We start from the raw sequence: 26,371 nt of genomic DNA, 5'->3' as shown, positions 1-26,371 counted from the left end.
TAGGCAGGCGCGGTGATCGCCTGGCTGTTCCGCAACCGAGAGACCGGCGGGTGGACCATCGCCCAGTGGCCCAACGTGGCCCTGGGCATCTGGCTGGCGACGCTCGTGGTGCGCAAGGTGCTCGACCCGGCCGGCACCGCCGGCGACGTCGTGCGGTGGGTCGGTGTCGCCGCCCTCGTCGTGTGGGCGATCGACGAGATCGTGCGCGGCGTCAACCCCTGGCGCCGCATCCTCGGCGCCACCGTCCTCGCCTTCACCGTGGTCGGCCTCTTCGCCGGCTGACCGACGTCGACCGTCGCGCCCCGCCTCGTCGATCCGACGACCGTCGGGACGGTGCGGCGTCTCGGGGTCCGACCCCAGGTCAGGCGGTGGCGAGCTCGGGGTCGGCGCCGGTGGTGGTGCCGGGGCCGGGGTCGTCGCCCTCGGCCTTGGTGGTGCGCCAGCGGGCGGCGAGGCGACGGCCGGCGGTGTCCATGAGGAGGCCGACGCCGAGGAGGGCGATGGCGACGAGGCCGTCGAGCCACCAGTGGTTGCCGCTGGCCATGACCACGAACATGGTGGCCACCACGTGGAAGAGGGCCAGCCACCGGAAGCGGCTCGGGCTGGCGGCCACGATGCCGAAGGACACCACCGCCGCCCAGCCGACGTGGATCGACGGCATGGCGGCGAACTGGTCCGACACGCCGGTGCCGACGGGGCCGTAGATGTTCATGCCGTAGCGGGTGGACAGGTCGACGTAGCCCGGCAGGAACCGGGGCGGGGCCACCCGGACGAAGCGGATCACGAGGCAGAAGCCGGTGAGGATCACCAGCCCGTTGCGCCAGCGGGGGAAGTGGTCGCGGTGGCGGACGTAGAGCCACACGAGGAAGGCGAGCAGCGCCGGGACGTGGACGGTGGCGTAGTACGTGTTCGTCCAGCGGGCCAGCACGTCGTGGCGGAGGACGAAGTGCTGCATGGACAGCTCGGTCGGCAGGTGCAGCCACCGTTCGGCTCGCACGATCTGGTGGGCCCGCTCGATGGCGCCCTCGTCCTGGGCCAGCGGCAGCTGCCGGGCCACGCGCCACACGGAGTACAGCCCGGAGATCAGGGCGAACTCGGTGGCAGCCGGGCCGATGGCGCCCCAGACCTTGCCCGAGCGGCGCTTGGCCACCTGCGCGAGCACGATGCTCAGCACCGCGGCGATCGCGGCCTCGTTCCAGGTCGGCCAGTTCAAGACCGGTGATCCTCCCGCCCCGAGGGCCGGCTCGCAAGGCAGGCCCCCCCCTGTTGGGTGCCTCGCCCACGGGGCTCAGACGGGGCTCAGGCGGGGCGCTTCGACGGGGCGATGGCGTCGAGGGCTTCGAGGTCCTCGGTGGTGGGCTGCCACGCCGGCGGCCACGTTGGCCTGGACCTGCGCGGGGCTGGTGGCACCGGCGATGACCGAGGCGACCGCCGGCTGGGCGGCCAGCGCGCCGAACGCCACGTCGAGCAGGGTGATGCCTCGCTCGGCGGCGTAGGCCTCGAGGCCCTCGACCACGTCGAACTTGGCGTCGGTGAGCGCGGCCTGCATGCCCCAGGCCGCCACGCGGGTGCCCTCGGCGGCGACCTCGCCCCGCTTGTACTTGCCGGTCAGCAGGCCGCTGGCCAACGGGAAGTACGGCAGCAGGCCGATGCCGTAGTGCTCCAGCGCCGGCACCAGCTCGGCCTCCACCCGGCGGTCGAGGAGGCTGTACTCGTTCTGGGCGCTGACGAACCGCTCGAGGCCGAGGTCCCGGGCCAGCCACTCGGCGTCGGCCACCTGCCAGGGCTTGAGGTTGCTGGAGCCCACGTAGAGGACCTTGCCCTCGTGCACCAGCTCGGTGAGGGCGGCGAGGGTCTCGGCCATCGGCGTGGCGGCGTCGGGGAAGTGGAGCTGGTAGAGGTCGATGCGGTCGGTGCGCAGGCGGCGCAGCGAGCTCTCGACGGCGGTGCGGATGTAGCGGCGCGACCCGCGAGCGCCCCAGTCGGGTCCGTTGCGTCCGTCGCGCAGGGCCGAGCCGAACTTGGTGGCCAGCACCACCTGGTCCCGCTTGCCCTCGAGGGCCTCGCCCAGGAAGTCCTCGGAGTCGCTGTAGGAGTCGGAGGTGTCGATGAGGGTGATGCCGGCGTCGACCGCGGCATGGATGACCTCGGCGCTGGCCTTGCGGTCGAGCCGCATGCCGAAGTTGTTGGCGCCGAGGCCCACGGTGGAGACCACCAACCCGGAGGTGCCGAGGCGTCGGTGGGCGATCTCGCTCATGGTGTGCTCCGGGAGGTGGGGTGGGGTGCGGTGCCCGACGTTCCTAGCGGGCGCGCCGGCGCCTTCCACCGCGCCCCGCCGCAGCGAGCGGCGGCTCAGCCGAGCGGCGGCTCAGCCGAGGGTGACGTGGCCGTAGGTGATGCAGAGGCCGACGGCGTTGATCACCACGATCGAGCCGGTCACCAGGAACACCACCCGGCGGCGCCAGCCGACCAGGCGGCGGGTCCCGGCGCTGGGGCTGGGCATGTACCAGCCCGGCAGCAGCCCCAGGTCGCGTGGGGCGACGACGTCCCAGTAGCTGATGGCCTCGTCGCCGGCGACGTCGGTGCGGTCGGTGGCGAGGGCGAAGGCGGTGAGCTCGTCGTCGGTGAGCTCGGGCAGGGCGACGGGGTCGACCGGCTGCTCCGGCTCGACCGGCTCGGTCCGCGCGGCGGGCGGTTCGACGACGGGTGCTTCGGCCATGGTTGCCTCCCGGTGCCGACGCGGCGGGCACCGGCGTCGTGCCGGGCCGACGCTACCGGCATCGCGGCCTGGATGGGCCTCGGGCTCCACCGGGCCACCGCTACGCTCGCCCGACCACCTCAACCGCAGGAGCTCCCGCCATGCGTCGTTCGATCCTCGTGCCCGTCGCGGCCCTGGCGCTGCTCCTGGCGGCCTGCGGCAGCAGCAGCTCCGACGGTGCCGCCGAGACCACGACCACCAAGGCCAAGGCCGCCACCACCTCCACGGCGCCGAAGGCGACGACCACGACGGCGCCGGCCGACCCCGAGGCCGTGTGCGAGCCGTACACCGCGGTGCTGGACCTCTACGGCTCGCTGGAGCCGATCGCCACCGGTGAGCACGACGGCCAGGTGGCCGCGGATGCCGAGTGGGCCAAGGCCATCGCCACCCTGGAGGACCTCGACGGCGGGGCCGACGCCGACCTGGGCACCGCCCTCGCGACCCTCGGCAAGCTCAGCTTCCAGGTCACCGAGGACGCCACGGGAGCGCCGAGCGAAGCCGAGCTGGCGTCGGCCTTCGCCCAGCTCGAGACGTCGTACGGCTCGACCTGTGGCACCGCCAAGGAGTGCCCGGCCCCCGAGACGCTCGAAGCCGAGGGCTACACCTGCGACAGCGAAGGCAACCTCACCCCGGTCGACGAGGGCTCGGGCACCACCGAGCCGGCGGTCACGACCACCACCGGCCTGAAGGTCGACGAGTGCCCGGCCCCCGAGACCCTCGAGGCCGAGGGCTACACCTGCGACAGCGAGGGGAACCTCACCCCCATCCCGGGCGCCCAGGGCGGCCAGGTCGAGGAGTGCCCGGCGCCCGAGGTGCTCGAGGCCGAGGGCTTCACCTGCGACGACGAGGGGAACCTCACGCCGGCCGGCTGAGCTGACGCCCACGGCTGACGGGCTCGACGCCCCGCGGGCTGCGTTCCCGTCGCCGGCGGACCGGGTTCCTGTCGCCAGAGGTCGCTGGCCGACCCTGGGCGACGGCGATCGCCGACAGGCGGCTGAGGCGGGTGCGCCCCAGCGGAGCGGGTGGGCCTCGGCGGGTGGGTCCTCAGCGGGCGGCGCGACGGCGGGCATTGGCGGCGCCGAGCAGGCCGACGGCCACGCCGACGATGGCGCCGCCGAGGCCGATCTGCTTGGCCTTGGCGGTCATGCGGTCGTGGTTGGCGATGCCGCCGACGAGGTCGGCCAGGTCGGCGCCGCCGCTGGCGAGGAACCAGCCGGCGGTGTTGGCGTCGCCGGTGAGACCGGCGCGCAGGAGCATGCCGCCCACCAGGGCGTCGCGGTAGCCCATCGAGCGGAGCAGCAGCGAGGCGGTCGGGCCGACGTCGTCGGGGTCGGCCCCCCACAGCTTGTTGGCGGCCTCCGGCGCCACGAGGAACGACACGCCCGAAGCGAAGCGGATGCCCCCGGCGAGGATGGCGAGCGGGTCACGGCTGCTGGTCGACGACATCGGCGCAGCCTGCCCGATCTGTCGGCTTCCTGCCTCCGCTCGCGACGGCCCGCCGAGGTCGAGGTGTCGGCCGGTTCGACCTCGGCGGCGATTCGACGTCGATTCGGCGCCGACGCAGCCAGCGGCGAACCCGCAGGTCAGCGCGTTGCGCCGGGACGACGGCGGGCAACGAGCGACGCGGCGTCGGGGCGATTCGACGTCGATTCGGCGCCGAGCTCGACCACGACCACCACCGGAGCCGTGGGTGCTCCGGCAGCCGAGGCGGTGTGATCGGGCGGGGCCGTCGGGGCGATTCGACGTCGATTCGGCGCCGACGTCGACCAGCGGGGCCCCGGGATCAGCGGGCCTGGCCGGACGTGGGCGAGACCTTCAGGCTCGACGCGTCGACGGCGACGAAGTCGGCGCCCTTGATGCGGCGCAGGGCCTGCAGGTCGTCGTTGTCCCACCGCGGATCGGGCACGCCGCTCAGGTACCAGGCCGAACCGTTGTCGGCCACGATCCCGCCGTAGGTCTTCAGGGCCCGGATGATCGGCCGGACGGAGGGTGGGAACGTCGATTCGTCGACCGTCGCCTTGAGCCGGAACCGCTCCCCCATGGCCGGCGCGCTCGAGCTCGACGTCGACCCCGCCTGGTGGGTGGCCGGCCACGTGTAGGCCGTCCTCGACACCGGCACGGTCATGCGGATGGCGTGGTCGACCTTGCCGGCGGCGACCTCGTCGTAGCGGACCAGGCCGGGCAGGATCGGCAGGCCGGCGGCATCGGCCGAGGTCCACCCGGCCGGGCGCAGGGCGTTCGACCGCAGGTTCCAGACCGCCCCGGACCCGGCGTGCCACGAGCCTCCGGCCTGCGGGTGGGCGTCGTAGAGCTCGTAGAGGGTGCACGACCCGGCGTCGACCACCAGCACGTGGCGGTCCCCGTCGGCGTTCGGGCCGCCCTCGACGGGCGGGTCGGCCGGGATCGGGTACGGGCCCGGGTCGCTCTCGTCGTCGTAGTCGAACGTGACGCGCACCTTGGCCTGGCCAGCCGGCACCACCACGTAGGGGATGCCGATCGGGCCGCCGTCCCAGGTCCCGGACCCGAAGTCGGCCTTGAGGGCGCTGGTCGAACCGACCGTCGCCACCAGCTGGGCCGAGCTCGCCTTGGTGGGCAGCGCGGCCACCGACCGGTGCCAGTGGCTGTCGGCCGGGAACATCGGGCAGCTCGTCGAGGGCACGGTGGGGCCGCACCCGGTCAGGATCGCCGCCACGGCCACTCCCGTGACTGCGATCCCGACCAGGCGCCGTGGTACCCGCACGCCACTGCATCGGTCGGTTCGGCCCGGCACCCGAGCACAACGGGCCGGATGGCCCATGCCCGGCGAACGGCGGCAGCGCGTCGCCCCAGGTCAGCGTCGATCAGCCGATCAGCCGGCCCAGGTCAGCGTCGCCCGCCCGATCAGCCGATCGACCGGCCGGGCGGCCGACCCGACCGGCCGGCCGGACAGCGAGCGAGCTCAGGCCGTGCCGGTGCGGTGGGCACCCAGCGGCGAGGTCGCCCCCGCCGGACGACGGCTCCGGTCCCGCACCCGTCGGGCGGCCGGCTCGGTGGAGCCGGGCCCGTGCTGCGGCGGACGGCCCAGGCGGGTGAGGCCCCACGAGAGCAGCGCCATCCAACCGGCGGCCACCAGGGCGAGGACGACGTAGGCCGCCCGCTCCAGCGCGGCCCGGTCCGAGCGGGCCTCGCGCTGCAGGATCTGCTTGTCGGGCTGGAAGGCGCGGGTGGCGTCGACCGCAGCGACGCCCTTCGCCGGGATGGCCGGGTCGTCGGGCAGGAAGATCGGCACGCCCTGCACGGTGGTGCCGTCGTGCAGCCGGAGGATGGTCTTGCCCGTGCCGCCCACCAGCACCGGCTCGGCCGTGCGATACGACCCGTCGGCCTGGCGGACCAGGTCGGTGGCCGAGTACCCGCCGTCGGAGGTGTTGCTGGCGCTCTGCCAGGTGAGGACGTGGAACCACGACGCCCCGCCCTCCACGGCGTCCCGGGCGTCAGAGCTCAGCCGCACGTCGACGAACGCCCGGGCCGGTTGCCCCGGAGCCGACGCCACCCGGTCGACCTGCAGCTGCGCGGTCCAGTCCCGGTGGGCGCCCATGGGCAGCGACGCGAACACGGCCACGGCCACCCCGAGCCAGGCCAGCGGCCCGACCAGCCGGCGAGCGCCGGTGGGGCGCAGCGGGGCGGCCACCACGGCCTCGTCGACCCACTGCGTGCCGGCCGCCGCCCCCGCCGGTGCCGAGCGGTCCACCAACCCCCCGACCGGTCCCACCTCCGCCGCCTGCTGGCGGCCGAGGCCGACCGGCGCGAGGGCGAGGTGGCGTCCGGCCAGGGCGCCGAGCACGCCGGCGCCCACACCGGAGAGGGGAACCAGGAACAGCGCTTGGGGCAGCAGGTCCGACGTCCAGCCGATGGGCATCCACGCTCGGCTCCACGCCCACTCGGCGGCGAAGCCGAGGGTGCCGATGAGCAGGCCCGCCGCCGCGCCGAAGGTGAGGGGCCGGTCCTCGGGCCAGACGAGGGCGAGCAGCTCCACCAGCACCGCTTCGGCGAGGTAGAGCGGGAAGTGCATCTGGTCCCGGCCCATGGCACCGACGCCCAGGAACAGCGCCCCGCGCACGGCGATGAAGAAGGCGGCGGCCACCAGCGCCCCGCCCCGGCCGACCCGGATGCGGGCCGCCACCAGGCCGATGCCCGCGGCCAGCGCCAGCAGCACCGGCTGCTCCACCAGGCGGAACTGCGGGACGCCGAAGTCGAACTCGACCTGCAGGGTCGACAGCCCGATCAGCAGGGCCCCGGCGAGCGACAGGTCGGCGAACCGGCAGAACCGGCGGCCCACGGTGGGCAGCGGCCCGTCGACCGCGCGCCGGCCCTCGACCGTGAGCGCCCAGCAGCCGATGGTCGACAGCGACGCCCCGCCGATCATCTGGATGTGCGTCGGGCCCCAGGCCGTGACGTCCTGGCCGAAGAGGCGGTGCCAGATGTCGTCGAGCGGGAAGCCGCCGAGGGCGATGATGCCGCACGCCCCGAGCAGCACGGCCCCCACCGGGACGGACCAGCCCTTGGCGATGCGGATGGCGCTGGGGCTGCGGTCGTCGCCGAGGAAGACGGCGAGCAGGGCGGCGAAGGCGATGCCGTCGAGGCCGATGATGATGAACCAGTGGGCCGGGTTGGCGAAGGCTCCCGGGTCCCGACCTCGGTCGATGTGCCACGAGACGTCCCAGTAGTAGCCCCACACCGCGACGAGCAGGGACACGCCGGCCACCGCGACGGGCAGCGTCGACCACGCCGGCAGGCCGGTGCGCCTCTCCACCTGGCGGACCAGCGGGCCGAGCAGGCCCCGCCGACGGTGGGCGACGCCCAGCGCCACGACGGCGACGATGGCCACCAACGCCACGGCGGTGGCGCCGAGGACCTCGCCGATCGAGGATCCGCCCGCGGGCGCGGGCTGGGCAGCGAGCAGGAAGGGGGGCATGGCCGGGCTCCGGGAGATCGCCGAGCGGGTGCGGTCCCGAACCTATTCGACATGGATCGGTGCAATCCTGGGCCGCCACCACGATCACCCGAAGGGGCGAGTGGCCGTCCCAGCGGTGTTGGAGGAGGCGGTGATCGGCCTGGGCGCCGGCGGCGACCCCGACACCAGCGCGGTCGACGTCCCGGTCCCGCCGCGATGAACCCGCGGGCGGCCTAGCGTCTCCCGACCATGCGCACCCTCATCGTCACCGAGTTCGTCACCCTCGACGGGGTGGTGGAGGCCCCCGGCGGGGAGCCCACCCACCCCCACACCGGCTGGGTGGAGCCCATGGCCTCCGACGAGCTCATGGCCTGGAAGCAGCAGGAGACCATGGACGCCGACGCCCTGCTCATCGGCCGCACCACCTACGAGAGCTTCGCCGGCGCCTGGCCCACCTACGAGGGCCCCATGGCCGACAAGATGAACTCGATGCCCAAGTTCGTGGTGTCGAGCACCCTGGTCGACCCCGAGTGGCCCGCCACCACCGTGCTCGACGGCCCCAACCCGCTGGAGCAGGTGGCCGAGCTCAAGGCCTCCGAGGGCGGGCCGCTCCTCGTGGCCGGCAGCATCACGCTGGTGCACGCCCTGCTCGACGCCGACCTGGTCGACGAGCTCCACCTGCAGGTGTTCCCGGTCTTCGTGGGCCACGGCCTCCGCCTGTTCCCGAACACCGAGCGCCCGGCCAAGGCCACCTGGTCCCTGGTCGACAGCCAGACCTACGCCCACGACGTCCGCTCCGACGTCTACCGCCCCGCCTGAGGCTCGGCCAGGTCACGAACCTGTCGCAGCTACCGACCGATGCGTCGGCCAACTGCGACAAGTTCGTGGGGGCGCCGGGGGGGAGGGGGGCGCAGCCGTCGGCGTCAGGCGTTGACGGGGGCCGCCACGGTGCGAGGGGTCGGGGGGGCGGCGGGGGCGCACCAGGTCGTCGACGGGGACCACCCGGACCGGGCGTGCGGCCGAGGCGCGCTGGGCGGCCCGGGAGATGGCCGACAGGCCACGGCGGAAGTCGGCCGTGGCGGCGAGGTCGCGGCCTCGGGGGCGGTCGGCGGTGAACGGCACGGGAGCGTCCTTGCCCACTCGAATGTGGGTCCATGCACCGCCGACGGCCACGATCACGGGCACGCCTAGGCCGACGCCCAGTCGAAGGCGAAGGACGTCGGGTCGGTGGGGCTGGTGCGGGCGGCGAGCAGCGCGCCAGGCTGCAGGCGGTGCAGCTGCAGGCTGGGGATGGCCACGCTGACGGTGGTGGGCACCGGCGGGCGTCCGTCGCCGAGCACCAGGACCTGCACGGCCATGACGGGCTCGCCGTTGATGATCGTGCCGGTGGGCGAGGCGGAGACCACCTGCACCCGGCAGGGCACGGCGTCGGGGGCCAGGGCCACGGTCTGCTGGACCATGGAGGCGTTGACGGCTGCGAGCTTCGCGTTCATCTCGTGGAGGCGGGCGCCGGGATCGCTGGTGCGGCCGATCTCCTTGCTCTGCTTGGAGACGGTGTGGAGGTCCTTGAAGAAGCCCACGTCAGCGGCCCGTGTACAGCGCGTTGAAGCGGGAGGCGACGGCGGGGTTCGAGGTCATGCGGGCGTTCCACCCGGCCACCGCGGCGTCCCAGTCGGCCGGGGCGATGCCCTTGCGGGCGGCCAGCTCGTGGCCCCGGGTCTGGTCGTAGCCGACCTCGGCGAAGGAGCGGGAGACCTCGGCGTAGAGCTCGACCGAGACGCCGGCCACGGGGGCGAAGTCGCCGTCGGTGGGCGTCGGGGTGCTGACGACGGACGGGGAGGCGGCGGGCATGGCCGCAGCGAAGGCCGCCTGCTGGCTGGCCTGCTGCGCCGCGGCCATAGCCTCGGCGTTGGCGCGGAGCTGGTTGCTCTGGTCGATGAGGCCGGGCGCCTCGTGGACCATGTTCTTCATGTCCTTGACCTGCTTGAAAAATCCCACGGGATCGGGCCTTCCTGGTGCCGGCAGCGGGACCGTTCCCCCTGCACGTCACCCATGGTGCGGTCGACGGGTCGAGCGGTCCTGAGCAGCCGGTGCTCAACCCCGGCCGGGGCCGGTGCTCACCAGGTCAGCGGATGCGGGCGAGGTGGGCCACAGAGGTACGGTGACCGCGACGGGAACGAACACCGGGGGCGGTGGTGATGGGCGAGGTGAACGAAGGATGGCCTCTGGCCCGGCGCCAGCCGGAGCTGGACGCGTTCAGCCGCGCCCTCGACGACCCCGACCGCACCGCCGTGGTGCTCTACGGCCCGGCAGGCGTGGGCAAGTCCCGCCTGGCCGACGCCTGCCTGGCCCGCGCCGAGGCGGCCGGCCGGCTCACCGCCCGGGTCATGGCCAGCCAGGCCGCCGCCCTGCTGCCCCTGGGCGCCCTGGCGCCGGTGCTGCCCCACGTGCTGACCCCGTCGGCCAGCCCCAGCGAGCTGTTCGACCAGACCCGCACCGAGTTCCTGGCCATGGGGGGCGGCGGGCGGCTGGTGCTGCTGGTCGACGACGCCCACCTGCTCGACACGTCCTCCGCGGTCCTGCTCACCCAGCTGCTCGCCGCCCGGGCCGTGTTCGTGGTGGCCACCATCCGCGACGGCGAGCCCCTGCCCGACGCCGTCGCCGGCTGGTGGCGGCTCGAGGGCGCCCTGCGCCTCGACATCGTCGACCTCGACCGCGACGCCACCGCCGACGTGCTGGGCCTGGCCCTCGGCGGCGTGGTGGGCACCGACACCGTGCGCCGGCTCCACGACGCCAGCGGCGGCAACCCGCTGCTCCTCCGCGAGCTGGTGGTGCAGGCCGTCGACGCCGGGCTGCTCCGCGACGACTCCGGCACCTGGCGGCTCAGCGGCGACATCCCGCCGAGCCGACGCCTCGTCGACGTGCTGGCCACCCGCCTGGCCGCCCTGGGCGAGCCGGCGCGCCGCGTGGTCGACCAGCTCGCCGTCTGCGCACCGCTCGGCCCCGCCGAGCTCACCGGCGACGTGCCCCTCGACGAGCTGGAGTCCCTCGAGCGCAGCGGCCTCATCCGCGTCCTGGTCGACGGCCACCGCCACCAGCTCGTGCTGGGCCACCCGCTCTACGGCGAGGCCCTGCGGGCCGACCTCACCGTCCTGCGTCGCCGCTCGATCCTGCTGGCCGCCGCCGACCGCATCGAGGCCCTCGGCGCCCGTCGCCGGGAGGACGCCCGCCGCGTGGCCACGTGGCGCCTCGACGCCGGCGGCACGCCGGACCCCGCCCTGCTCCTCCAGGCCACCCGGGTGGCCCGCTACGCCCACGACTTCAAGCAGGTCGAGCGGCTGGCCACCGTGCTCTGGTCGCTCCAGCCCACCGCCGAGGCAGCGGTGCTGCTCGGCGAGGCGGCCTACGAGATGGGGCACTTCGACGCCTCCGAGGCGGTGCTCGCCGCCCCGGTGCCGGAGCCCAGCGACGAGGCGGTGATGGTCCAGCGGGCCACGCTGCGCACCAAGAACCTGCAATGGGGCCTGTGCGACTGGCGCGCCGCCCTGGCCGTCATCGAGGACGCCCAGGCCACCCTCGGCTCGGAGCACGCCGACGACCTGGTGGCCGAGGAGGGGGCGGTGTGGATGTTCGCCGCCCAGCCCCAGAAGGCCATCGACACCATGGCCGCCATCGCGCCGCACACGGCCCGCACCCGGGTGCTCATCGCGCTCATCCGCGGCCAGGCCCTGGCGTCGGTCGGCCGCACCGCCGAGGGCATCGAGGCCGCCATCGAAGGCTTCCGGGAGCACAGCGCGCTGGCCGAGCCGCTGGCGCTCGCGCACCCCGGCACCCACATCGTCAACCAGTCGTTCTCCCTGGTGGAGGCCGGCCGGTTCGACGAGGCCGACGAGATGGCCCGCCTGGGCTACGACGTCGCCGTCGCCGACAACATCCCGGTGGCGCAGATCTGGTTCGCCCTCATGCTGGCCAAGTCGTGCACCCAGCGGGGCCGCATCAACGAGGCGCGCCGCTGGTTCCAGGAGGGCGCGTCCACCGCCCGCCTCCACGGGTTCAACGGCCCGGAGCGCATCGCCCAGCTGGGCCTGGCCTCGGCCGAGGCCGTGCTGGGCAACGTGACGGCCGCGGCGGCCGCCGTCGCCCGGGGCGACGAGCTCCCCGAGTTCGAGTTCCTCCGCTTCGACCAGCCCATCGGACGGGCGTGGACGGCGTGGGCCCAGGGCGACCCCGAGCAGGCCCGCTCCCTCCTGGCCACCAGCGCGGCCGACGCCGCGACGCTCCACAACGTCGGCTCGGCCGCCTGGCTGTGGCACGACGCGGCCCGCCTCGGCGTGCGCGACGTGGCCGCCCAGCTCGCCCCGCTGGCCGCCGCCAGCGACAGCCCGGTGGTCGCCGCCCGCGCCGAGCACGTCCGAGCGCTGGAGGCCGGCGATCCCGAGGCCCTCGCCGCCGCGTCGGTGGCCTTCGAGGCGCTCGACATGGTGCTGCTGGCCGCCGAGGCTGCTGCCGCCGCCGCCGACGCCCACCGCCGCAAGGGCCAGCAGCGGCTGGGCACCAACCAGGCGCACCGGGCCACCCAGCTCGCCGACCGCTGCCCCGGCGCCCGCACCCCGGGCCTGGTGCCGAGCGACGGGTCGGTCCCGCTCAGCACCCGCGAGCGCGAGATCGCCACCCTCGCCGGGCAGGGCGTGTCGAGCCAGGAGATCGCCGACCGGCTGTTCCTGTCGATCCGCACGGTCAACAACCACCTGCAGAACGTGTACACCAAGCTCGGCGTCAACCGCCGCGACCAGCTGGCCGAGGCCCTCGGCCTCGGTTGAGCACCCGCTGCTCAGGACCCCGGTCCCCGCGCGGCGCAGGGTGGCACCATGGCCTCCCCCACGCCTCCTGCCACCACGGTCACCATCCGCACGCCGCGTCTCGGCGGCCTCCTGGCCGGCCTGCTCACCGTCGTCGCCCTCCTGGCGCTCGGCGTGACCGCCGCCCCCGCCCTGCTCGCCCTGGCCTGAGCGCCCCGCCGCCGACCCGACCGGCCCAGGCCAGATCGCACCAGGCCGCGGCGACCAGGCCGCACCACGCCGAGGGTGTTGCACCTCTGCACCGAGGGCGAGCAGACGTGCGACGACTTCGCGAATCGGTCGGGCCCGCAGGCGGGGGCGTGGGCAGCCCGATCGGCGCAGTTGAGCACCCGCTGCTCAGGTCGAACCGGGCGGACGGGCGCACGGTGGGGCCATGCACACCGAACCGACCCCGACCCCGGTCCGCCGCCGAGCCCGCCGTCCCCTCCTGGGCGCCCTCGTCGGCCTCGCCGCCGCCACCGCCGTCCTCTTCGCAGCGGCCGCCCCCGCCTCGGCCACCAACGAGTTCCCGGCCAAGCCCACCGCCTCGGCCACCTTCAGCTGCGACACCGGCGGACCGGTGGTGACGCTGCACCTCGGCAACGTGGGCGGGTTGAGCTCGGCCCACTTCGACGTCGACCAGACCAGCAAGACGACCGACCACTACGACGTGGCCGCCGGCAGCTCCACCCTGGTCCTGCGCTTCGGCGCCCCGGAGGACGCCGACACCGTGCTCTCGGTGACCGGCACCGACGGGTTCGCCTACACGGTCACCTTCGAGGTCGACTGCTTCCACACCCTGGCCACCCTCGTGCAGACCTGCGACGGCGACCAGCCGGTGATCACCGCGACCGTCACCCAGGACGGGCCGGCGGCGAGCTTCACGGCGTTCTACGTGAACGGCACCATCGTCGACAGCAGCACCATCACCGACACCGGCACCTACACCGCCGAGGTGCCCGACGGCGAGGCGTTCATCGCCAGCGTGTTCGCCTCGGCCGACAACGCCCAGATCGCCCTGCTGCAGGGCACCCCCGACTGCGCCCCGGCGCCCACGACCACGACCAGCACCACCACGTCGACGACCATCCCGCCGTCGTCCACCACCTCCACGACCACGTCGACGACGGTGGCCCCGGCGGCCCCGGCCCCGACCGACCCGCCCCAGGTGGTGGCCCAGCAGGTGGTCCGCCCCGCCCCCGTCGTGACGCCCACGGTCCTGCCCCGCACCGGCTCGAGCACGCTCCCGCTCACCCTGCTCGGCGTGACCCTCGTCGGCCTGGGCGCCTTCGCCCGCCGCTTCGCCAAGGCCCGCCAGGCCTGACCCTCGGGCCACCTCCGGCCCCGCCACCCGCTCCCCCTGCGGCCGCCGCCCCTCCCCGGGCGGCGGCCGCCCCGCTCCCCCGGCCCGAACGCACCCGAACCGCACGAAGTCGTTGCACTTCTGCACCGTCAGCGTGCAGAAGTGCAACGACTTCCTGGGGTGGTGCGTCCCCAGGAGCGGCGGGACCGGCGGCCGGGTCGACGTTGGGCAGCGCGGGTGCCCGCGTTGAGCAGCGGCTGCTCAGGTCGAGCAGCGAGATCGGCCGCACGGTGGGTCCATGGAAACCACCACGCTCCCCCAGCCGGCCCGCCGCCGGACCGCCCGGCCCCTCGTGGCCACCCTCGCCGGCCTCGCCGTGTCCGGACTCGCCCTCGTGGCCACCGCCGGGCCCGCCTCGGCGACCAACGAGTTCCCCGCCGCCCCCACGGCCACGGCCGCCATCGGCTGCGACGACGGGGCCGCCGTCGTCACCATCGAGCTCGGCAACACCGCCGGGCTGGGCTCCGCCCACTTCGACATCACCCAGACCGGGTTCGACGACCTGGCCTACGACGTCGCCGCCGGCGGCACCCAAGAGGTCAAGACCTACGGCGTCCCCGAGAACAGCGATGTCGCCGTCTCGGTCACCGGCACCGACGACTTCAGCTACGAGACCACCCTCCACGCCAACTGCTTCGACTTCGTGGGCGGCATCACGCTCACCTGCGACGGCGAGCAGCCCGTGCTGACCGGCGTGGTGTCGGCCATCGGCACCTACGGCGACAACCTCGACTTCACCGTGAGCGGCGAGATCGTCGACGGGGTCGAGCTGGCCGCTGGCGCCGACCACACCTTCACCGCCGAGGTCCCCGACGGCGTGGCCTTCACCTCGACCATCGTGTCGATCCACGACGGCACCATCACCGACCTGTCCGGTACGCCCGACTGCACGCCGGAGCCCACGACCAGCACCACGGTCGTGCCCACCACCCCGGCACCCACCGACCCGCCCCAGGTGATCTCCGAGCAGGCCACCCCGCCCGCACCCCCGGCGGTCGCCCCGTCCGTGGCCCCCACCGAGCTCCCCCGCACCGGCAGCAACAACGTGCCGCTGGCCGTGCTCGGCGCCACCCTCATCGGCGTCGGCGCCTTCGTCCGCCGCTTCGCCTTCTCCCGCCGGGCCTGACCGCACGCCCGCCGCGGGAACCGCCGGCCGGCCCTCCGGGGTCGGCCGGCGCTCCCCATCCCCGGCGCCGCCACTCCCCGCTCTCCCCGATCCGCTCCCCGACAAGCCGCTCCCCCCGCTCCCCCGAGGTCCTCCCGTGGAACACCCCACCCACCCCGACATCGACCAGCGCTTCGCCAACCGGTTCCTCGCCCTCGTGGTGGCCGCCTCGGTGCTGTGCTTCGTGGCCCTGGCCGTGCTGGCCGCCGCCCACCCGGCCTCGGCCAGCACGCGCTCGTCGGCCGACACCGAGGGCGCCGCCCCGGTCGCCCACCACACCGCCGCCACGGCATCGACCGGTGCCTGGCGCACCGGCATCGACGGCCTGGACCTGGCCCTCATCGCCCTCACCCTCCTGGGCGTGGCCATCCTCGTGCGTCGCCACGCCCCCGTCCGCCGCTGATCGAGCCTCCGGCGGCCCGGGCGGGCGGCACGTCGCCCGAACGGGCCTAACCTGACCGAGCCGTGGGCCGCCGCCAGCCGCCCACCCCCGTCATCCCGTCACCTCCGAGGAGCACCATGGCCAGCGAGGGCTTCCACGAACCGATGGACCAGCTCCGTCCCGAGACGCTCGACCACCACCGGGCGATCACGTCGATCATGGAGGAGCTGGAGGCGGTCGACTGGTACGACCAGCGGGTCGACGCCACCGGCGACCCCGAGCTGGCCGAGATCCTCGCCCACAACCGCGACGAGGAGAAGGAGCACGCGGCGATGACGCTCGAGTGGCTCCGCCGCCGCGACGCCAAGCTCGACGAGCACCTGCGCACCTACCTCTTCACCGAGGGCTCGGTGCTGGCCATCGAGTCCGCCGCCGAGCACGGCGGGGCCGACCCCGCCGAGGGCGCCCGCGCCGACGCCGCGGAACGGGCCGAGGCCCCGCCGTCGGGCGCCGCCGGCCTCGGCATCGGCAGCCTCCGCACCTCCGACCTCTCCCTCTGACCTCGCCCCCTTCGCACCGCAGGAGCCCCGCAGTGAACCACCTCCACCAAGAGCTCGCCCCCATCTCCGACGCCGCCTGGGCCGAGATCAACGGCGAAGCCACCCGCACCCTCACCCACTTCCTCGCCGCCCGGAAGCTGGTCGACTTCACCGGTCCCCTGGGCTACGACAAGGCGGCCATCAGCCTCGGCCGGGTCGAGCCGCTCAGCGACCAGCCGGCCGACGGCGTCAGCGCCACCCGCCGCCAGGTCCAGCCCCTCGTGGAGCTGCGCCGCCCGTTCACCCTCTCCCGCACCGAGCTCGACGCCATCGACCGCGGCGCCTGCGACGCCGACCTCGACCCGGTGGTCGACGCCGCCCAGGCCCTCGCCCTGGCCGAGGACACGCTCGTGTTCGAGGGCTACCCCAGCGCCGAGGTCCGCGGCATCGCCGCTGCGTCGCCCCACGCCCCCATCGCCCTCACCGAGGACTTCAGCCGCTACCCCAACCACGTGGCCCAGGCCGTGGCCACCCTCAAGGCCGCCGGCATCGCCGGGCCCTACGCCATCGCCCTCGGCCCCCGCTGCTACGCCGGCGTGATCGAGACCACCGAGAAGGGTGGCTACCCGCTGCTCCAGCACCTCGGCCTCATCCTCGGCGGCCCCGTGGTGTGGGCCCCGGCGGTCGACGGCGCCGTCGTCCTCAGCCAGCGCGGCGGCGACTTCGAGCTCACCGTCGGCCAGGACACCGCCATCGCCTACAAGGCCCACGACGCCGAGACCGTCACCCTCGAGCTGGTCGAGAGCATCGCCTTCGTCGCCCCCAGCCCCGAAGCCGCCGTCGCCCTCCGCTACCCCTGAGCCGCTAGGCGGGGGTGAGGAGGACCAGGGGGATCTCACGGTCGGTCTTGGTCTGGTAGCCGGCGTAGTTCTTGAACTCGCCCGCGATCAGGGGCCACATGCGGGCCCGCTCCTCCGGGCTGGCCACGGTGGCGGTCATGGCCACCTTCGGCTTGCCGCCCAGCGACACCTGCACCTCGGGGTGGTCTCGCAGGTTGAGGAACCAGGCGGGGTGGGTGTCGTCGCCGCCGCGGGACGCCACGATCACCGTGGTGTCGCCTTCCTGCAGCGGCGAGGTGAGCATCACCGAGCGGGGCTGGCCGCTCTTGCGGCCGATGGTGGTGAGCTCGAGCACGGGCATCTTGCCGGCGCTCCACCCGAGCTTGCCGCCGCTGACCTTGAGGATCACGCGGTGGGTGGCGTTCATGGCCTTGAGGGCGAGGTCGCTGGGCATGGGCGTGAGGCTACGGCAGGGCATCGCCCGTCCGGGTGGTGCCCACCACCACCGGCGCGCACGGGTCGACCCCGGCCGTCGCCACCCGGGTGAGGACCACCACCCCGGTGCCCTCGTCCAACGGCACCACCGCCGACTTCGACGGGCTCAGCGACAGCTCGCCGCCCGGCACCCGCCACCCGAGGGCCACCTCGCCGTGGTCGGCCACCGCCCGCGTCAGCACCGCGAACGTGACGTGGCCACGGAGGCCGAACGACGCCACCGGCACGATGTCGATGGTGAACGGCGTCTGGCCCACCAGCTCTCGCACCACGGCGTCGAGGTCGGGCGACACCGCCAGCTGGGCGGCGACGGTGGCGGTCAGCGAGTCGCCCACCACCAGGTCGTCGGCCAGGCTCTGGCGGGCCAGGTGCTTGTTGGCCCGCTCGCGGATCTGGGCCACCACCGTGGTGGGGTTCCCGTGGTCGAGCCCGGCGGGGCGCAGCGCCAGCAAGGTGAGGAACGTGTCGGCGTCGGAGGCGGCGGCGGTCTTGGCGTCGTGGGAGAGCACCACGGCGTGGTCGAAGTGGTCCCGCTCGGCGTCGAGCCACGCCTGGAGCCCGCCGCCCAGGTCGAGCACCTGGTCGACGTGGAGGTTGACCAGGCCGTCGGGCAGCTCGGTCACCTCCTGGTGGTCGGTGACGATGGTGAGGGTGGAGCCGGCGCCGGCGTACTCGTCGAGCACCTCCACGAGGTGGCTGGCCCCATGGTTCCAGCCGACGACCAGGAGGCGCTGCTGCTCCTGGGGGCGGGCCGAGCAGACCGGGCGCACGCCGGTGGGCGGCGGGCCCGGGTCGACCACCAGCGTGGCGGCATCGGCCTCGGCCCGGTCCTCGCCGAGCACCACGAGGCGACGGCCGGCCAGCGGCTCGTCCCACCCCGGCCACAGGTCGACCGCCGGGTGGGGGTCGCCGTGCACGTCGATGAGCCCCACCGCCACCAGGTCCGCGAGGCCGGTGACCGCGGCGCCGAACGTGGCCAGCGAGGGCGGCGGGTCGACCAGGTAGAACTCGTCGCCGGCGAAGTCGAGCAGGTCGCGGAACACCGCCGACAGGCCGGCACGCCGGGTGACCTGGGCGGCCAGCTCGTTGCGCAGGGCGACGGACTCGACGGCCAGGACCCGGAAGCCGAAGCGCTGGAGGCGGCGGGTGAGGTGGGCGATGGTGGCGTCGGGGTCGTCGGGCACCTCGAGCACCAGCGTGGGGTGGTCGTCCATGGCGGCGCTGTGGATGGGCCCCTCGCAGGCGGCGACCACGGCCATCACCGTCTTCACCAGGTCGGGGATCCCCTCGCCGGCGTCGTCGTGGAGGATGATCACCGAGCGGGCGGTGGCCACCGACGCCAGCCGCTGCAGGTCCCGGGTGTCCGACGTGGTGCCGGAGCGCAGCAGCGGCCAGTGGCGACCGTCGCCGGCCAGCCCCTCGAGCTCCACCAGCTCGTGGCGCATGTCCTGCACGCTGGCCGGGGCCAGCACGGTCACGTCGAGCAGCCGCGGGTCCTTGCGCCACCGACGCCCGGGCCGCGAGCCGGCGCCGGCCTCGTGCAGCTCCTCGATGACCTTCCCGGCGATGTCGGACCACCCGAGGATGGCGATGTGGCCGCCCGGGAGGTGGACGGCGTCACGGCCGCGGCGCAGGCCCTCGACCCGACGCTCGATCCGGTTGTTCACCAGCGAGATCAGGGTCGACACGATGAGCAGGCCGACGATGGTCACGCCCAGCGACAGGACGGCGAACCCGGCGCTGTCGTCGGTGATCTGGCCCGGGTCCATGGTGCGGACCAGCTCCTGCCAGAACGACGTGGCCACCCCGTCCCCGTGGTTGCGGGCGTGCAGGTGGAACACCTCGGCCACCGCGGTGGCGGCCAGCGCCAGAGCGACCGCGGCGGCACCGAGCCACACCACGATGCTCAGCTGGCCCCGCACCAGCGCCCGGTCGATGCGGGCCTTCACCACGCGCGACCACGGCTGCCGCCTCTGCTTCGGTTCCGACACCGACCCACCTCCCGCACCGCCGGACGGCACGAGGGTAGACGGCTACTGGTGGCGGATGGGCTCGTCGGTGGCGGGGTCGAAGAACACCGGCGCCCCGCACGTGGGGGCGATGTCGAACCCCGATCGGCGGGGCACCACCATCGCCACGGTCAGCCGCCGACCGTGCACCACGATGTCGGCCCCCGGCTCGAGCGCCAGCGGGTCGATGGCGGCGGCGTCACGATCCTCGGGCACGACGCCGAGGGTACGGCAACGGTCGATCACCGGTCGTCCACCCGCGCCGCGCGAGACCGCCACCCCCCACCCCCCTCCGAAACTTGTGGGCCCACACCGCTGTTTTCGGCGCTCTGGGCCCACAAGTTGCGAGCGGTGCGGGCCAGCCCACCGAACTTGTGGGCCCACACCGCTGTTTTCGGCGCTCTGGGCCCACAAGTTGCGAGAGGAGGGCGACCGGGTGGCGGGCTGGGCTCCGGTCTCGGCGGTCCGCCGGCACCGGCGGGCCCGGTCGGGCACCGGTCGATCACCGGTCGTCCACCCGGGTGGGGGCGGACGGCCACCGGGGCGACACCGGCGCCCAGCAGACTGGGGCCATGCGCGTGCTGGTGACCAACGACGACGGCATCGACTCCGAGGGGATCCAGGTGCTGGCCCGGGCCCTCGCCGCGGCCGGCCACGACGTCCTGCTGGTCGCGCCGGACACCGACCAGAGCGGCATGGGCGCCGCCCTCGGCAACCTGCAGCCCGACACCGCGCTGCCGGTGCGGGAGGTCGAGGTCGACGGCCTGGCGCCGGGCACGGCCTTCGCCCTGGCCGGCACGCCGGCGCTCACGGTGGTCGCCGCCATGCTCGGTGGGTTCGGCCCGCCGCCGGAGCTGGTGGTGTCGGGACCGAACGCCGGGCTCAACACGGGCCGCTCGGTGCTGCACTCCGGCACCGTCGGCGCCTGCCTCACCGGCCAGAACTTCGGCATCTCGGGCCTCGCCGTCAGCCTCGAGGCCGCCGACCGTTGGCACTGGGACACCGCGGCGGCCCTCGCCGTGGAGACCGTTCCGCTGGTCGCCGCCGCCCCGCCCCGCTCGGTGGTGAACCTGAACGTCCCCGCCCGCGAGCGGGCCGACGTGCTCGGCGTGCGCTGGGCCCGGCTCGCCCCCTTCGGCGCCGTGCGGGCCGCGGTCTCCAGCCGCGACGGCGACCGCCTCCAGGTGGAGCTCACCGCCACCGGCTACGTCCCCGAGCCCGACACCGACCAGGGCACCGTCGAGGCCGGCTGGGCGTCGCTCACCACCCTGATCGGCATCGCCGAGGCCTGGCCCGACGCCGTGCCGCCCGACGGCCCCGACGGCCCGATCGAGCCCAGCCTGGTGGCCGGCGCCGAGCTCCACGTCGCCCACCGCGTCCCCGACGCCACCGAGCGCCGCACCCTCCACCGCCCCCGCTTCGCCTGACCGCACCGAGGGCGCCGTCGGCCATTGGCTGTGCGAGCATCGGCGGGTGCCCGGCGAGACCGACCTGTCGACCTTGCTGGCCGCGCTGCGGCCGGTCCGGCGTGCCGGCGAGGTCGTGTTCGTGAGCCACGGGCCCGGCCGCGTGCCGCCCGCCGAGGGCGCCCTGGCGACGGTGGTGGAGGACGAGGGCACCACGTGGGTGGTGCCCCGCTCCGTGGCCGACGAGCACGGCTGGGCCTACGACCTCGTGCTGGCGTGGATCACGCTGGAGGTGCGGTCGTCGCTCGCCGCCGTGGGCCTGACGGCCGCGGTGAGCGCTGCCCTCACCGCCGAGGGCATCAGCGCCAACGTGCTGGCCGGGTTCCACCACGATCACCTGCTGGTCCCGCTCGAGCGGGCCGACGACGCGCTCGCCGCGCTGCAGCGGCTGTCGACATCGGGCTGACCCCTCCACTAACGCCCCCCGGTGCCGATCTGCCAAGCTGACGATCCGTCAGAGGCGGACGGCAAGGGCAACCGGGAGCAGGCACATGGGCAGGGGGCGAGCAGCGCAGGCGGCGGCACCTCGCCTCGTGGCGCGCACCGTCGGCCACCGCCCGCTGGCGCGCCGAGCCCTAGCGGCCACCGCCGCCCTCGGCCTCGCCGCCTTCGGCTGCAGCACCGCGCCCCAGGCGGTGACCGGCACCAAGGCCGATGCCCACCCCACCCCGGTCGAGCGGAGCGCCGCCGCCCCGTCACCGGCGGGCTACGACCCCCTGCCCATCACCGCCGACGGGGCGAGCCGGTTCGAGACCACGGTCGACGGGCGCGCCGTCGTGGTGCACGCACCGGCGAGCAACACCGGCGGCAACGTCCGGCTGGCCCTGGTCCGCCGCGGCACGCCCGTGGCCCTCGACCAGGCGTCGTGCGTGACCTGGCACGGGCCCAACACCCACAACGTGCAGCCCGGCCTGGTGCTCCAGGCCCGGCGCCACGACGGCCGCACCCAGGCCATCACCGTGTCCGACAACATCTGGTACGGCGCCCGGTGGACGCTCAACGTGCACCTGGCCGACAGCGCCGCCGCCGAGCCCATGCACCTGGTGGGCCAGCTCGACCTGGCCGGCGCCCTCGGTCGCAGCATGCTCGACCTCGAGCCGTTCCCGTGGCGGCTCTGCGCCCGCATCAGAGGCACCGCGGTCACGGTGAAGGCGTGGTCGCTGGCCGACCGCGACACCGAGCCGAGCTGGACCGACGCCGGCCACACCGACTCGCTCGACGTGCCCACCACCGCCGTGCACCCCGGGCGGCCGGGCCTCTACATCGGCCACCTCACCCCCGGCGACGCCACCTACTTCTCCGACCCCACCACCCGCTGAGCCCCTGCGCCGACGCTCGGCACCGATCCGGCCCACCGATCCGGCTGCTCGGGCCGCCGGTCGAGGTCAGGCGATGGACTGGTAGCGCAGCTCGATGGGGCGGGTGGACGCCACCGTCACGCCCGGCAGCCGAGCGAGCAACGCGCAGACCGCGGACGACCGCTTCACGCTGAGCCCGCTGGTGGCCACCAGGTAGCGGTTCTGCAGGGAACCGTGCGTGCGGAGGTGGTCCCACGCCACCTGCAGCATCCACGCCGCCACCAGCTGGTCGCCCGTGCCCTTCTCCCGACTGGCCTCGGTCTCCACCCGCACGCCGCGCTCGTCGACGCCGACGATCCAGTTCGGCCGACCGTCGGCGATGGTGGTGATGACCGGCGTGCTGGCCTGCACGGCACGCAGGAGGTCCAAGAGCTCGCCCTGGAGCACCTCGTCGACGGGATGGCGGACGGCCATCGCTGTTCCCCGATCTGTCCCGCTCGGCGTTCCCCAAGATCGCCGCTGCGCCGCGGACCCTACCGATCTCCGGCGGGCTCCGCTCGGGGAGCCGCTACTGGCGGTACGACGAGAGGAAGTTGCCGAACCGCTCGATGGCGTCGGTGAGCACGTCGGCGCCGGCGAGGGTCACGAAGCGCAGGTGGTCGTGGTCGGGCCAGTTGAAGCCGGTGCCCTGCACCACGAGGATCTTCTCCTGCAGCAACAGGTCGAGCACCAGCTGGGCGTCGTCGTGGACCTCGTGGACCTCGGGGTCGAGGCGGGGGAACACGTAGAGGGCGCCCTTGGGCTCGACGCAGCTCACGCCGGGGATGGCGTTGAGGCCCGACACCGCGGCGTCGCGCTGGGCCAGGAGGCGCCCTCCGGGCAGGATCAGCTCCTCGATGCTCTGGTGCCCGGTGAGGGCGGCCTGGATGGCGTGCTGGGCCGGCACGTTGGGGCACAGGCGGCTGGAGGCCAGCAGCTGGATGCCCTCGAGGAAGCCGGCGGCGTGGGCCTTGGGGCCGGTGATGACCAGCCAGCCGCTGCGGAACCCGGCCACCCGGTACGTCTTCGACAGGCCGTTGTAGGTGAGGCACAGCAGATCGGGCGCCAGGGTGGCCAGCGAGGTGTGCTGGGCCCCGTCGAAGAGCACCCGGTCGTAGATCTCGTCGGCCAGCAGCAGCAGGCGGTGCTCGCGGGCGACGTGGGCCAGCTTGGCCAGCACCTCCGGCGAGTAGACCGCGCCGGTGGGGTTGTTGGGGTTGATGACCACCAGCGCCTTGGTGCGGGGCGTGATCCTCGCCTCGATGTCGGCGATGTCGGGCGCCCACCCGTCGGCCTCGTCGCCCCGGTAGTGCACGGCCTTCCCGCCGGCCAGGCTCACCGCTGCGGTCCACAGGGGGTAGTCGGGCGCCGGGACCAGCACCTCGTCGCCGTCGTCGAGCAGCGCCTGCATGGTCATGATGATCAGCTCGGACACGCCGTTGCCGAGGTAGATGTCGTTGACGTCGACCTCGGGGAAGCCCGGCACCTCCTCGTAGCGCGAGGCCACGGCCCGGCGGGCGCTGAGGATGCCCCGGGAGTCGGAGTAGCCCTGGGCATCGGGCAGGGCCGAGATCATGTCCCGCACGATGGCGTCGGGCGCCTCGAAGCCGAAGGCCCCGGGGTTGCCGATGTTGAGCTTGAGGATGCGGTGGCCCTCGGCCTCGAGCCGGGCGGCGTGGGCGTTGGCCGGGCCCCGGATCTCGTAGACGACGTTCTGGAGCTTGGTCGACTGCCCCAGCACGCGGGGCGGGCGGCGATCCGGGTTGGGCGACACGAACGGTTCCTCGACGGGCGGCATCAGGCACCCAGCTTCGCGGCCTCGCTCCGCCCCACCCAAAGCCGTTCGCCGGGCCGGGGCCGGCGGTCAGGCCGGGCCGCAGCCGCGGCGGTGGCAGGAGACGAGGTGGGTGTCGATCATGCCGGTGGCCTCCATGAGGGCGTGGGCGGTGGTGGGGCCCACGAAGCGGAAGCCGGCGGCCTTCAGGTCCTTGGCCAGCGCCTTCGACTCGGGCGACGTGGCGGGCACCTCGCGCACCACCGTCGGCGCCGGGGACGTGGCGGGCCGACGGGACCAGAGGAACCGGTCGAGGCCGCCGTGGTCGCGGAGCGCCACCACAGCGCGGGCGTTGGCGCGGGCCGCTTCGATCTTGGCCCGGTTGCGGACGATGGCGGCGTCGGCCATGAGCGCCTCCACCCGGTCGTCGACGAACGCCGCGACGGCCTCGGGGTCGAAGTCGGCGAAGGCGGTGCGGAAGGCCGGCCGCTTGCGCAGGATCGTCAGCCAGCTCAGGCCGGACTGGAAGCCCTCGAGGACCAGGCGCTCGAACAGGGGCGCCTCGCCGTGGACCCCCACGCCCCACTCGCCGTCGTGGTACTCGCGCAGCAGCCCGTCGGTGGCGCCCCACGGGCAGCGGGCCAGGCCGTCCTCCCCCACCACGGGACCGCCGTCGGCCGCGCTCGGGATCGGTGCCGCGCTCATGCCTGCTCCCCCGTCGTCCTGCGCGCCGAACGGCCCGAGCGGCCTGCGACCCGGGCGGCGCGGGCGGCCTCCTCGGCGTCGACCACCTCGTCGGTCAGGCCGGTCTCCCGGATGGTGAGGTTGAGCCGGCCCTCCGACAGGCCGATGGCCGGGTCGCCGGTGCCGGGGAAGATCCGGGGCACGCCGTGGTAGGCGAAGCGCGACGGCCCGCCGAACACCACGACGTCGCCGGACCGCAGCTCGGCGTCGACGTAGGGCTTGCCGCGGGTCTCGGTGTTGCCGAACCGGAACCGGCAGGCATCGCCCAGGCTCAGCGACACCACCGGCGCCGGCGACACCTCCTCCTTGTCGAGGTGGAGGCCCATCTTGGCGGTGGCGTCGTAGTGGTTCACCAGGGCGCAGTCGGGCTCGTAGGCCGCTGCGGCGCCGGCGTCTCCGTAGGCGTCGGCCACGGCTCGGCGCGCCAGGGCGACCAGCTCGGGCGGGAACGGCTTCACCCGCTCGCGGGCGCCGCCCTCCTCCGCCGGCGCGGTGGCCCAGCGGGTGTAGCGGTAGGGCTCCCAGTGCCAGCCGAGGCACACGGTGCGCACCGACATCACGCCGCCGTTGGGCAGGCGCGTGGCCCGCATCGGCGCCGGTGGGCGGGCCCAGGCCCGGCAGCTCGCCACCAGCTCCCGCTGCTCGTCGAGCGTGAGCCAGTCGGGCAGGTGGACGGCCCCGGGCGCCAGCTCGCGGCGCTCACGGGGCAGCAGCGAGGCGGTCACCGCCCGGTGAGCTGGGCGGCCCTCCAGCGGTCGTACTCCGGGCGCAGGCACACCGCGCAGGGCCGGTAACCGGCCGCGATCGCCGTCGCCTCGTCGGCGAAGAACACCCGGTCGGCCACGTAGCCGCCCTCGGCGATCGACCGCAGGGCGCTGCGGCAGTCGAGGCGGCCGTAGAGCTTGCCGGAGCGGTGGCCGCCGAGGGTGCCCGGCTCGGCGCTGTCGTGGACCTGGCCGTCGGCACCGACGAGCCGGTAGGGGTGGGCAGCGGTGGCGGTCATCGGGCATCGTGGAACATGACCCCGAGGGTACGGCGCCGGCCCGACAGAACGGTGCTGACGCCGTGGCGCACCGGCGCCGCCGACCACCCCCGAACGCTCGGCACCGGGCGGTCCCGGGTCGTGAACACCACCGCCTGGCCCTGCCCGATGGCCGTGGTGGTCGCCCGGGACTGGGCCCGCAGCCGCTGCTCCACCACCACGAAGTCGCCGCCGGTGTAGTCGACGCCGGGCTCGTCCAGGCCGAAGACCACCTGCAGCGGGAACACCAGGTCGCCGTAGAGGTCGCGGTGCAGGGCGTTCCAGCCGCCGGGCCCGTACTGCAGCAGCAGCGGGGTCGGCCGGTCCTGGCCGGCGGCGTGGCACTGCGCCAGCCAGTCGTCGAGGTCGTCGGGCCACGGGGCGTCCTGGCTGCGCCGCTCGGCCCAGTCGCGGGCGATCGGCAGCAGGTGGGGCCAGAACGCCGCCCGCAGCTCGGCCACCAGCGCCGGCAGCGGGTGGGCGAAGTAGCGGTAGCGGCCCTCGCCGAAGCGGTGCGCCGCCATGTCGACCGTGCTCCGGAAGCCCGGCCCGTCGAACAGGTCGGCCGTGGCCCGGCACTCGTCGACGGTCAGCAGCGGTTCGGTGGTCACCAGGCCGGCGGCGTCGAGCCCGGCCGCCAACCCCGCCCAGTCCAGGGCATCGACGCGGTCGACCACCGATCGGTTGGTCCGGGTGGCGACCGACGACACG

At 74.6% G+C, this 26,371-nt stretch carries 30 protein-coding genes and 1 pseudogene; 14 read left to right on the top strand and 17 right to left on the bottom strand.

Annotated features, from left to right (window positions below):
• The first annotated feature begins 12 nt into the window (after window positions 1–12).
• Window positions 13–282: a hypothetical protein gene (locus KSP35_RS20965; protein WP_216997713.1), complete on the top strand. Its 270-nt coding sequence runs from the start codon at window positions 13–15 to the stop codon at window positions 280–282.
• A gap of 79 nt (window positions 283–361) precedes the next feature.
• Here KSP35_RS20965 and KSP35_RS20960 read toward each other — a convergent pair whose 3' ends face one another.
• The 3 genes and pseudogenes from KSP35_RS20960 to KSP35_RS20950 all read right to left on the bottom strand — a co-directional run bounded on the left by KSP35_RS20960 (window position 362) and on the right by KSP35_RS20950 (window position 2,719).
• A complete protein-coding gene (locus tag KSP35_RS20960) occupies window positions 362–1,213 on the bottom strand; it encodes a phosphatase PAP2 family protein (protein ID WP_216997712.1) in 852 nt (283 codons plus the stop codon).
• Between the two features lie 86 nt (window positions 1,214–1,299).
• Window positions 1,300–2,257: pseudogene (locus KSP35_RS20955) on the bottom strand (aldo/keto reductase).
• A 111-nt stretch (window positions 2,258–2,368) separates the two neighbouring features.
• A complete protein-coding gene (locus KSP35_RS20950; protein WP_216997710.1) occupies window positions 2,369–2,719 on the bottom strand; it encodes a hypothetical protein in 351 nt (116 codons plus the stop codon).
• Window positions 2,720–2,859: 140 nt separating this feature from the next.
• Between KSP35_RS20950 and KSP35_RS20945 the strand changes: the two genes are divergently transcribed.
• Window positions 2,860–3,630: a hypothetical protein gene (locus KSP35_RS20945; protein ID WP_216997709.1), complete on the top strand. Its 771-nt coding sequence runs from the start codon at window positions 2,860–2,862 to the stop codon at window positions 3,628–3,630.
• Between the two features lie 172 nt (window positions 3,631–3,802).
• Here KSP35_RS20945 and KSP35_RS20940 read toward each other — a convergent pair whose 3' ends face one another.
• The 3 genes from KSP35_RS20940 to KSP35_RS20930 form a co-directional block, all read right to left on the bottom strand.
• A complete protein-coding gene (locus KSP35_RS20940) occupies window positions 3,803–4,204 on the bottom strand; it encodes a DUF4267 domain-containing protein (RefSeq protein WP_216997708.1) in 402 nt (133 codons plus the stop codon).
• 337 nt (window positions 4,205–4,541) lie between these two features.
• Window positions 4,542–5,396: a hypothetical protein gene (locus KSP35_RS20935; protein WP_216997707.1), complete on the bottom strand. Its 855-nt coding sequence runs from the start codon at window positions 5,394–5,396 to the stop codon at window positions 4,542–4,544.
• Between the two features lie 300 nt (window positions 5,397–5,696).
• A complete protein-coding gene (locus KSP35_RS20930; RefSeq protein ID WP_216997706.1) occupies window positions 5,697–7,709 on the bottom strand; it encodes a hypothetical protein in 2,013 nt (670 codons plus the stop codon).
• Between KSP35_RS20930 and KSP35_RS20925 the strand changes: the two genes are divergently transcribed.
• Window positions 7,708–7,908, top strand: a complete 201-nt coding sequence (locus KSP35_RS20925) for a hypothetical protein (RefSeq protein WP_216997705.1) — start codon at window positions 7,708–7,710, stop codon at window positions 7,906–7,908. The genes KSP35_RS20930 and KSP35_RS20925 overlap by 2 nt on opposite strands.
• Window positions 7,909–7,937: 29 nt before the next feature.
• Window positions 7,938–8,507 carry a dihydrofolate reductase family protein gene (locus KSP35_RS20920; protein ID WP_216997704.1) on the top strand — a complete coding sequence of 190 codons (570 nt, stop codon included), beginning with the start codon at window positions 7,938–7,940 and terminating at the stop codon, window positions 8,505–8,507.
• 368 nt (window positions 8,508–8,875) lie between these two features.
• On the opposite strand, the gene KSP35_RS20915 is transcribed toward KSP35_RS20920, so the two are convergent.
• Window positions 8,876–9,268: a hypothetical protein gene (locus KSP35_RS20915; RefSeq protein WP_216997703.1), complete on the bottom strand. Its 393-nt coding sequence runs from the start codon at window positions 9,266–9,268 to the stop codon at window positions 8,876–8,878.
• A 1-nt stretch (window position 9,269) separates the two neighbouring features.
• Entirely contained in the window at window positions 9,270–9,686 is a 417-nt protein-coding gene (locus KSP35_RS20910) for a hypothetical protein (protein ID WP_216997702.1), read from the bottom strand.
• 209 nt (window positions 9,687–9,895) lie between these two features.
• On the opposite strand from KSP35_RS20910, the gene KSP35_RS20905 reads away from it, so the two are divergent.
• The 7 genes from KSP35_RS20905 (at window position 9,896) to KSP35_RS20875 (ending at window position 16,835) form a co-directional block, all read left to right on the top strand.
• On the top strand, window positions 9,896–12,508 hold the full coding sequence (locus tag KSP35_RS20905) for a LuxR family transcriptional regulator (RefSeq protein WP_216997701.1): 2,613 nt from the start codon (window positions 9,896–9,898) through the stop codon (window positions 12,506–12,508).
• 48 nt (window positions 12,509–12,556) lie between these two features.
• Window positions 12,557–12,697, top strand: a complete 141-nt coding sequence (locus tag KSP35_RS20900) for a hypothetical protein (protein ID WP_216997700.1) — start codon at window positions 12,557–12,559, stop codon at window positions 12,695–12,697.
• 223 nt (window positions 12,698–12,920) lie between these two features.
• Window positions 12,921–13,850, top strand: coding sequence for an LPXTG cell wall anchor domain-containing protein (locus tag KSP35_RS20895; protein WP_216997699.1), 930 nt, complete (start codon window positions 12,921–12,923; stop codon window positions 13,848–13,850).
• A gap of 277 nt (window positions 13,851–14,127) precedes the next feature.
• Complete coding sequence (locus KSP35_RS20890) at window positions 14,128–15,015, top strand: LPXTG cell wall anchor domain-containing protein (protein ID WP_216997698.1); 888 nt, start codon at window positions 14,128–14,130, stop codon at window positions 15,013–15,015.
• A 136-nt stretch (window positions 15,016–15,151) separates the two neighbouring features.
• Entirely contained in the window at window positions 15,152–15,457 is a 306-nt protein-coding gene (locus KSP35_RS20885) for a hypothetical protein (protein WP_216997697.1), read from the top strand.
• 116 nt (window positions 15,458–15,573) lie between these two features.
• Complete coding sequence (locus KSP35_RS20880; protein WP_217002302.1) at window positions 15,574–15,996, top strand: encapsulin-associated ferritin-like protein; 423 nt, start codon at window positions 15,574–15,576, stop codon at window positions 15,994–15,996.
• 32 nt (window positions 15,997–16,028) lie between these two features.
• The gene (locus tag KSP35_RS20875; protein WP_216997696.1) at window positions 16,029–16,835 is read left to right on the top strand and encodes a family 1 encapsulin nanocompartment shell protein; all 807 of its coding nucleotides are present in this window, start codon (window positions 16,029–16,031) and stop codon (window positions 16,833–16,835) included.
• Between the two features lie 4 nt (window positions 16,836–16,839).
• Here the strand turns inward: KSP35_RS20875 and KSP35_RS20870 are convergent, their stop codons facing one another.
• The 3 genes from KSP35_RS20870 to KSP35_RS20860 all read right to left on the bottom strand — a co-directional run bounded on the left by KSP35_RS20870 (window position 16,840) and on the right by KSP35_RS20860 (window position 19,534).
• Entirely contained in the window at window positions 16,840–17,268 is a 429-nt protein-coding gene (locus KSP35_RS20870; RefSeq protein ID WP_216997695.1) for a nitroreductase/quinone reductase family protein, read from the bottom strand.
• A gap of 10 nt (window positions 17,269–17,278) precedes the next feature.
• A complete protein-coding gene (locus KSP35_RS20865; RefSeq protein WP_216997694.1) occupies window positions 17,279–19,258 on the bottom strand; it encodes a hypothetical protein in 1,980 nt (659 codons plus the stop codon).
• Between the two features lie 84 nt (window positions 19,259–19,342).
• Complete coding sequence (locus tag KSP35_RS20860) at window positions 19,343–19,534, bottom strand: hypothetical protein (protein ID WP_216997693.1); 192 nt, start codon at window positions 19,532–19,534, stop codon at window positions 19,343–19,345.
• 356 nt (window positions 19,535–19,890) lie between these two features.
• On the opposite strand from KSP35_RS20860, the gene surE reads away from it, so the two are divergent.
• The 3 genes from surE (at window position 19,891) to KSP35_RS20845 (ending at window position 22,103) form a co-directional block, all read left to right on the top strand.
• Window positions 19,891–20,745, top strand: a complete 855-nt coding sequence (surE, locus tag KSP35_RS20855; RefSeq protein ID WP_216997692.1) for a 5'/3'-nucleotidase SurE — start codon at window positions 19,891–19,893, stop codon at window positions 20,743–20,745.
• A 46-nt stretch (window positions 20,746–20,791) separates the two neighbouring features.
• Window positions 20,792–21,190 (top strand): ACT domain-containing protein, encoded by a 399-nt coding sequence (locus KSP35_RS20850; protein WP_216997691.1) that lies wholly within the window; start codon window positions 20,792–20,794, stop codon window positions 21,188–21,190.
• 127 nt (window positions 21,191–21,317) lie between these two features.
• Window positions 21,318–22,103, top strand: coding sequence for a hypothetical protein (locus KSP35_RS20845; RefSeq protein WP_216997690.1), 786 nt, complete (start codon window positions 21,318–21,320; stop codon window positions 22,101–22,103).
• A 66-nt stretch (window positions 22,104–22,169) separates the two neighbouring features.
• Here the strand turns inward: KSP35_RS20845 and KSP35_RS20840 are convergent, their stop codons facing one another.
• The 6 genes from KSP35_RS20840 to KSP35_RS20815 form a co-directional block, all read right to left on the bottom strand.
• Complete coding sequence (locus KSP35_RS20840; RefSeq protein WP_216997689.1) at window positions 22,170–22,556, bottom strand: hypothetical protein; 387 nt, start codon at window positions 22,554–22,556, stop codon at window positions 22,170–22,172.
• Between the two features lie 94 nt (window positions 22,557–22,650).
• The gene (locus KSP35_RS20835) at window positions 22,651–23,919 is read right to left on the bottom strand and encodes a pyridoxal phosphate-dependent aminotransferase (RefSeq protein WP_216997688.1); all 1,269 of its coding nucleotides are present in this window, start codon (window positions 23,917–23,919) and stop codon (window positions 22,651–22,653) included.
• Window positions 23,920–23,985: 66 nt separating this feature from the next.
• Window positions 23,986–24,600, bottom strand: coding sequence for a DNA-3-methyladenine glycosylase I (locus KSP35_RS20830; protein ID WP_216997687.1), 615 nt, complete (start codon window positions 24,598–24,600; stop codon window positions 23,986–23,988).
• The gene (locus KSP35_RS20825) at window positions 24,597–25,364 is read right to left on the bottom strand and encodes an alpha-ketoglutarate-dependent dioxygenase AlkB (RefSeq protein ID WP_216997686.1); all 768 of its coding nucleotides are present in this window, start codon (window positions 25,362–25,364) and stop codon (window positions 24,597–24,599) included. The genes KSP35_RS20830 and KSP35_RS20825 overlap by 4 nt, the downstream gene beginning before the upstream one ends.
• On the bottom strand, window positions 25,361–25,642 hold the full coding sequence (locus tag KSP35_RS20820; RefSeq protein ID WP_216997685.1) for an Ada metal-binding domain-containing protein: 282 nt from the start codon (window positions 25,640–25,642) through the stop codon (window positions 25,361–25,363). The genes KSP35_RS20825 and KSP35_RS20820 overlap by 4 nt, the downstream gene beginning before the upstream one ends.
• A complete protein-coding gene (locus KSP35_RS20815) occupies window positions 25,639–26,370 on the bottom strand; it encodes a 2OG-Fe(II) oxygenase (protein WP_371749002.1) in 732 nt (243 codons plus the stop codon). Before KSP35_RS20815 ends, KSP35_RS20820 begins: the two co-directional genes overlap by 4 nt.
• Window position 26,371 lies beyond the last annotated feature (1 nt).

Origin of the sequence: Aquihabitans sp. G128 (genome assembly GCF_019048865.1) — a bacterium.
GTDB lineage: Bacteria > Actinomycetota > Acidimicrobiia > Acidimicrobiales > Iamiaceae > Aquihabitans.
Note: the sequence above shows the minus strand (reverse complement) of the source record. Positions and strands in the feature narration are given on the sequence as shown.

Excerpts from the sequence above, each read along its gene's own strand:
- KSP35_RS20920 (WP_216997704.1), top strand. The coding sequence starts at position 7,938 with ATGCGCACCCTCATCGTCACCGAGTTCGTCACCCTCGACGGGGTGGTG.
- KSP35_RS20925 (WP_216997705.1), top strand. The coding sequence starts at position 7,708 with ATGGCCGGGCTCCGGGAGATCGCCGAGCGGGTGCGGTCCCGAACCTAT.
- surE (WP_216997692.1), top strand. The coding sequence starts at position 19,891 with ATGCGCGTGCTGGTGACCAACGACGACGGCATCGACTCCGAGGGGATC.
- KSP35_RS20880 (WP_217002302.1), top strand. The coding sequence starts at position 15,574 with ATGGCCAGCGAGGGCTTCCACGAACCGATGGACCAGCTCCGTCCCGAG.
- KSP35_RS20820 (WP_216997685.1), bottom strand. The coding sequence starts at position 25,642 with ATGACCGCCACCGCTGCCCACCCCTACCGGCTCGTCGGTGCCGACGGC.
- KSP35_RS20945 (WP_216997709.1), top strand. The coding sequence starts at position 2,860 with ATGCGTCGTTCGATCCTCGTGCCCGTCGCGGCCCTGGCGCTGCTCCTG.
- KSP35_RS20940 (WP_216997708.1), bottom strand. The coding sequence starts at position 4,204 with ATGTCGTCGACCAGCAGCCGTGACCCGCTCGCCATCCTCGCCGGGGGC.
- KSP35_RS20930 (WP_216997706.1), bottom strand. The coding sequence starts at position 7,709 with ATGCCCCCCTTCCTGCTCGCTGCCCAGCCCGCGCCCGCGGGCGGATCC.
- KSP35_RS20895 (WP_216997699.1), top strand. The coding sequence starts at position 12,921 with ATGCACACCGAACCGACCCCGACCCCGGTCCGCCGCCGAGCCCGCCGT.
- KSP35_RS20840 (WP_216997689.1), bottom strand. The coding sequence starts at position 22,556 with ATGGCCGTCCGCCATCCCGTCGACGAGGTGCTCCAGGGCGAGCTCTTG.
- KSP35_RS20935 (WP_216997707.1), bottom strand. The coding sequence starts at position 5,396 with ATGTTCCCGGCCGACAGCCACTGGCACCGGTCGGTGGCCGCGCTGCCC.
- KSP35_RS20870 (WP_216997695.1), bottom strand. The coding sequence starts at position 17,268 with ATGCCCAGCGACCTCGCCCTCAAGGCCATGAACGCCACCCACCGCGTG.
- KSP35_RS20835 (WP_216997688.1), bottom strand. The coding sequence starts at position 23,919 with ATGCCGCCCGTCGAGGAACCGTTCGTGTCGCCCAACCCGGATCGCCGC.
- KSP35_RS20830 (WP_216997687.1), bottom strand. The coding sequence starts at position 24,600 with ATGAGCGCGGCACCGATCCCGAGCGCGGCCGACGGCGGTCCCGTGGTG.
- KSP35_RS20890 (WP_216997698.1), top strand. The coding sequence starts at position 14,128 with ATGGAAACCACCACGCTCCCCCAGCCGGCCCGCCGCCGGACCGCCCGG.
- KSP35_RS20950 (WP_216997710.1), bottom strand. The coding sequence starts at position 2,719 with ATGGCCGAAGCACCCGTCGTCGAACCGCCCGCCGCGCGGACCGAGCCG.
- KSP35_RS20900 (WP_216997700.1), top strand. The coding sequence starts at position 12,557 with ATGGCCTCCCCCACGCCTCCTGCCACCACGGTCACCATCCGCACGCCG.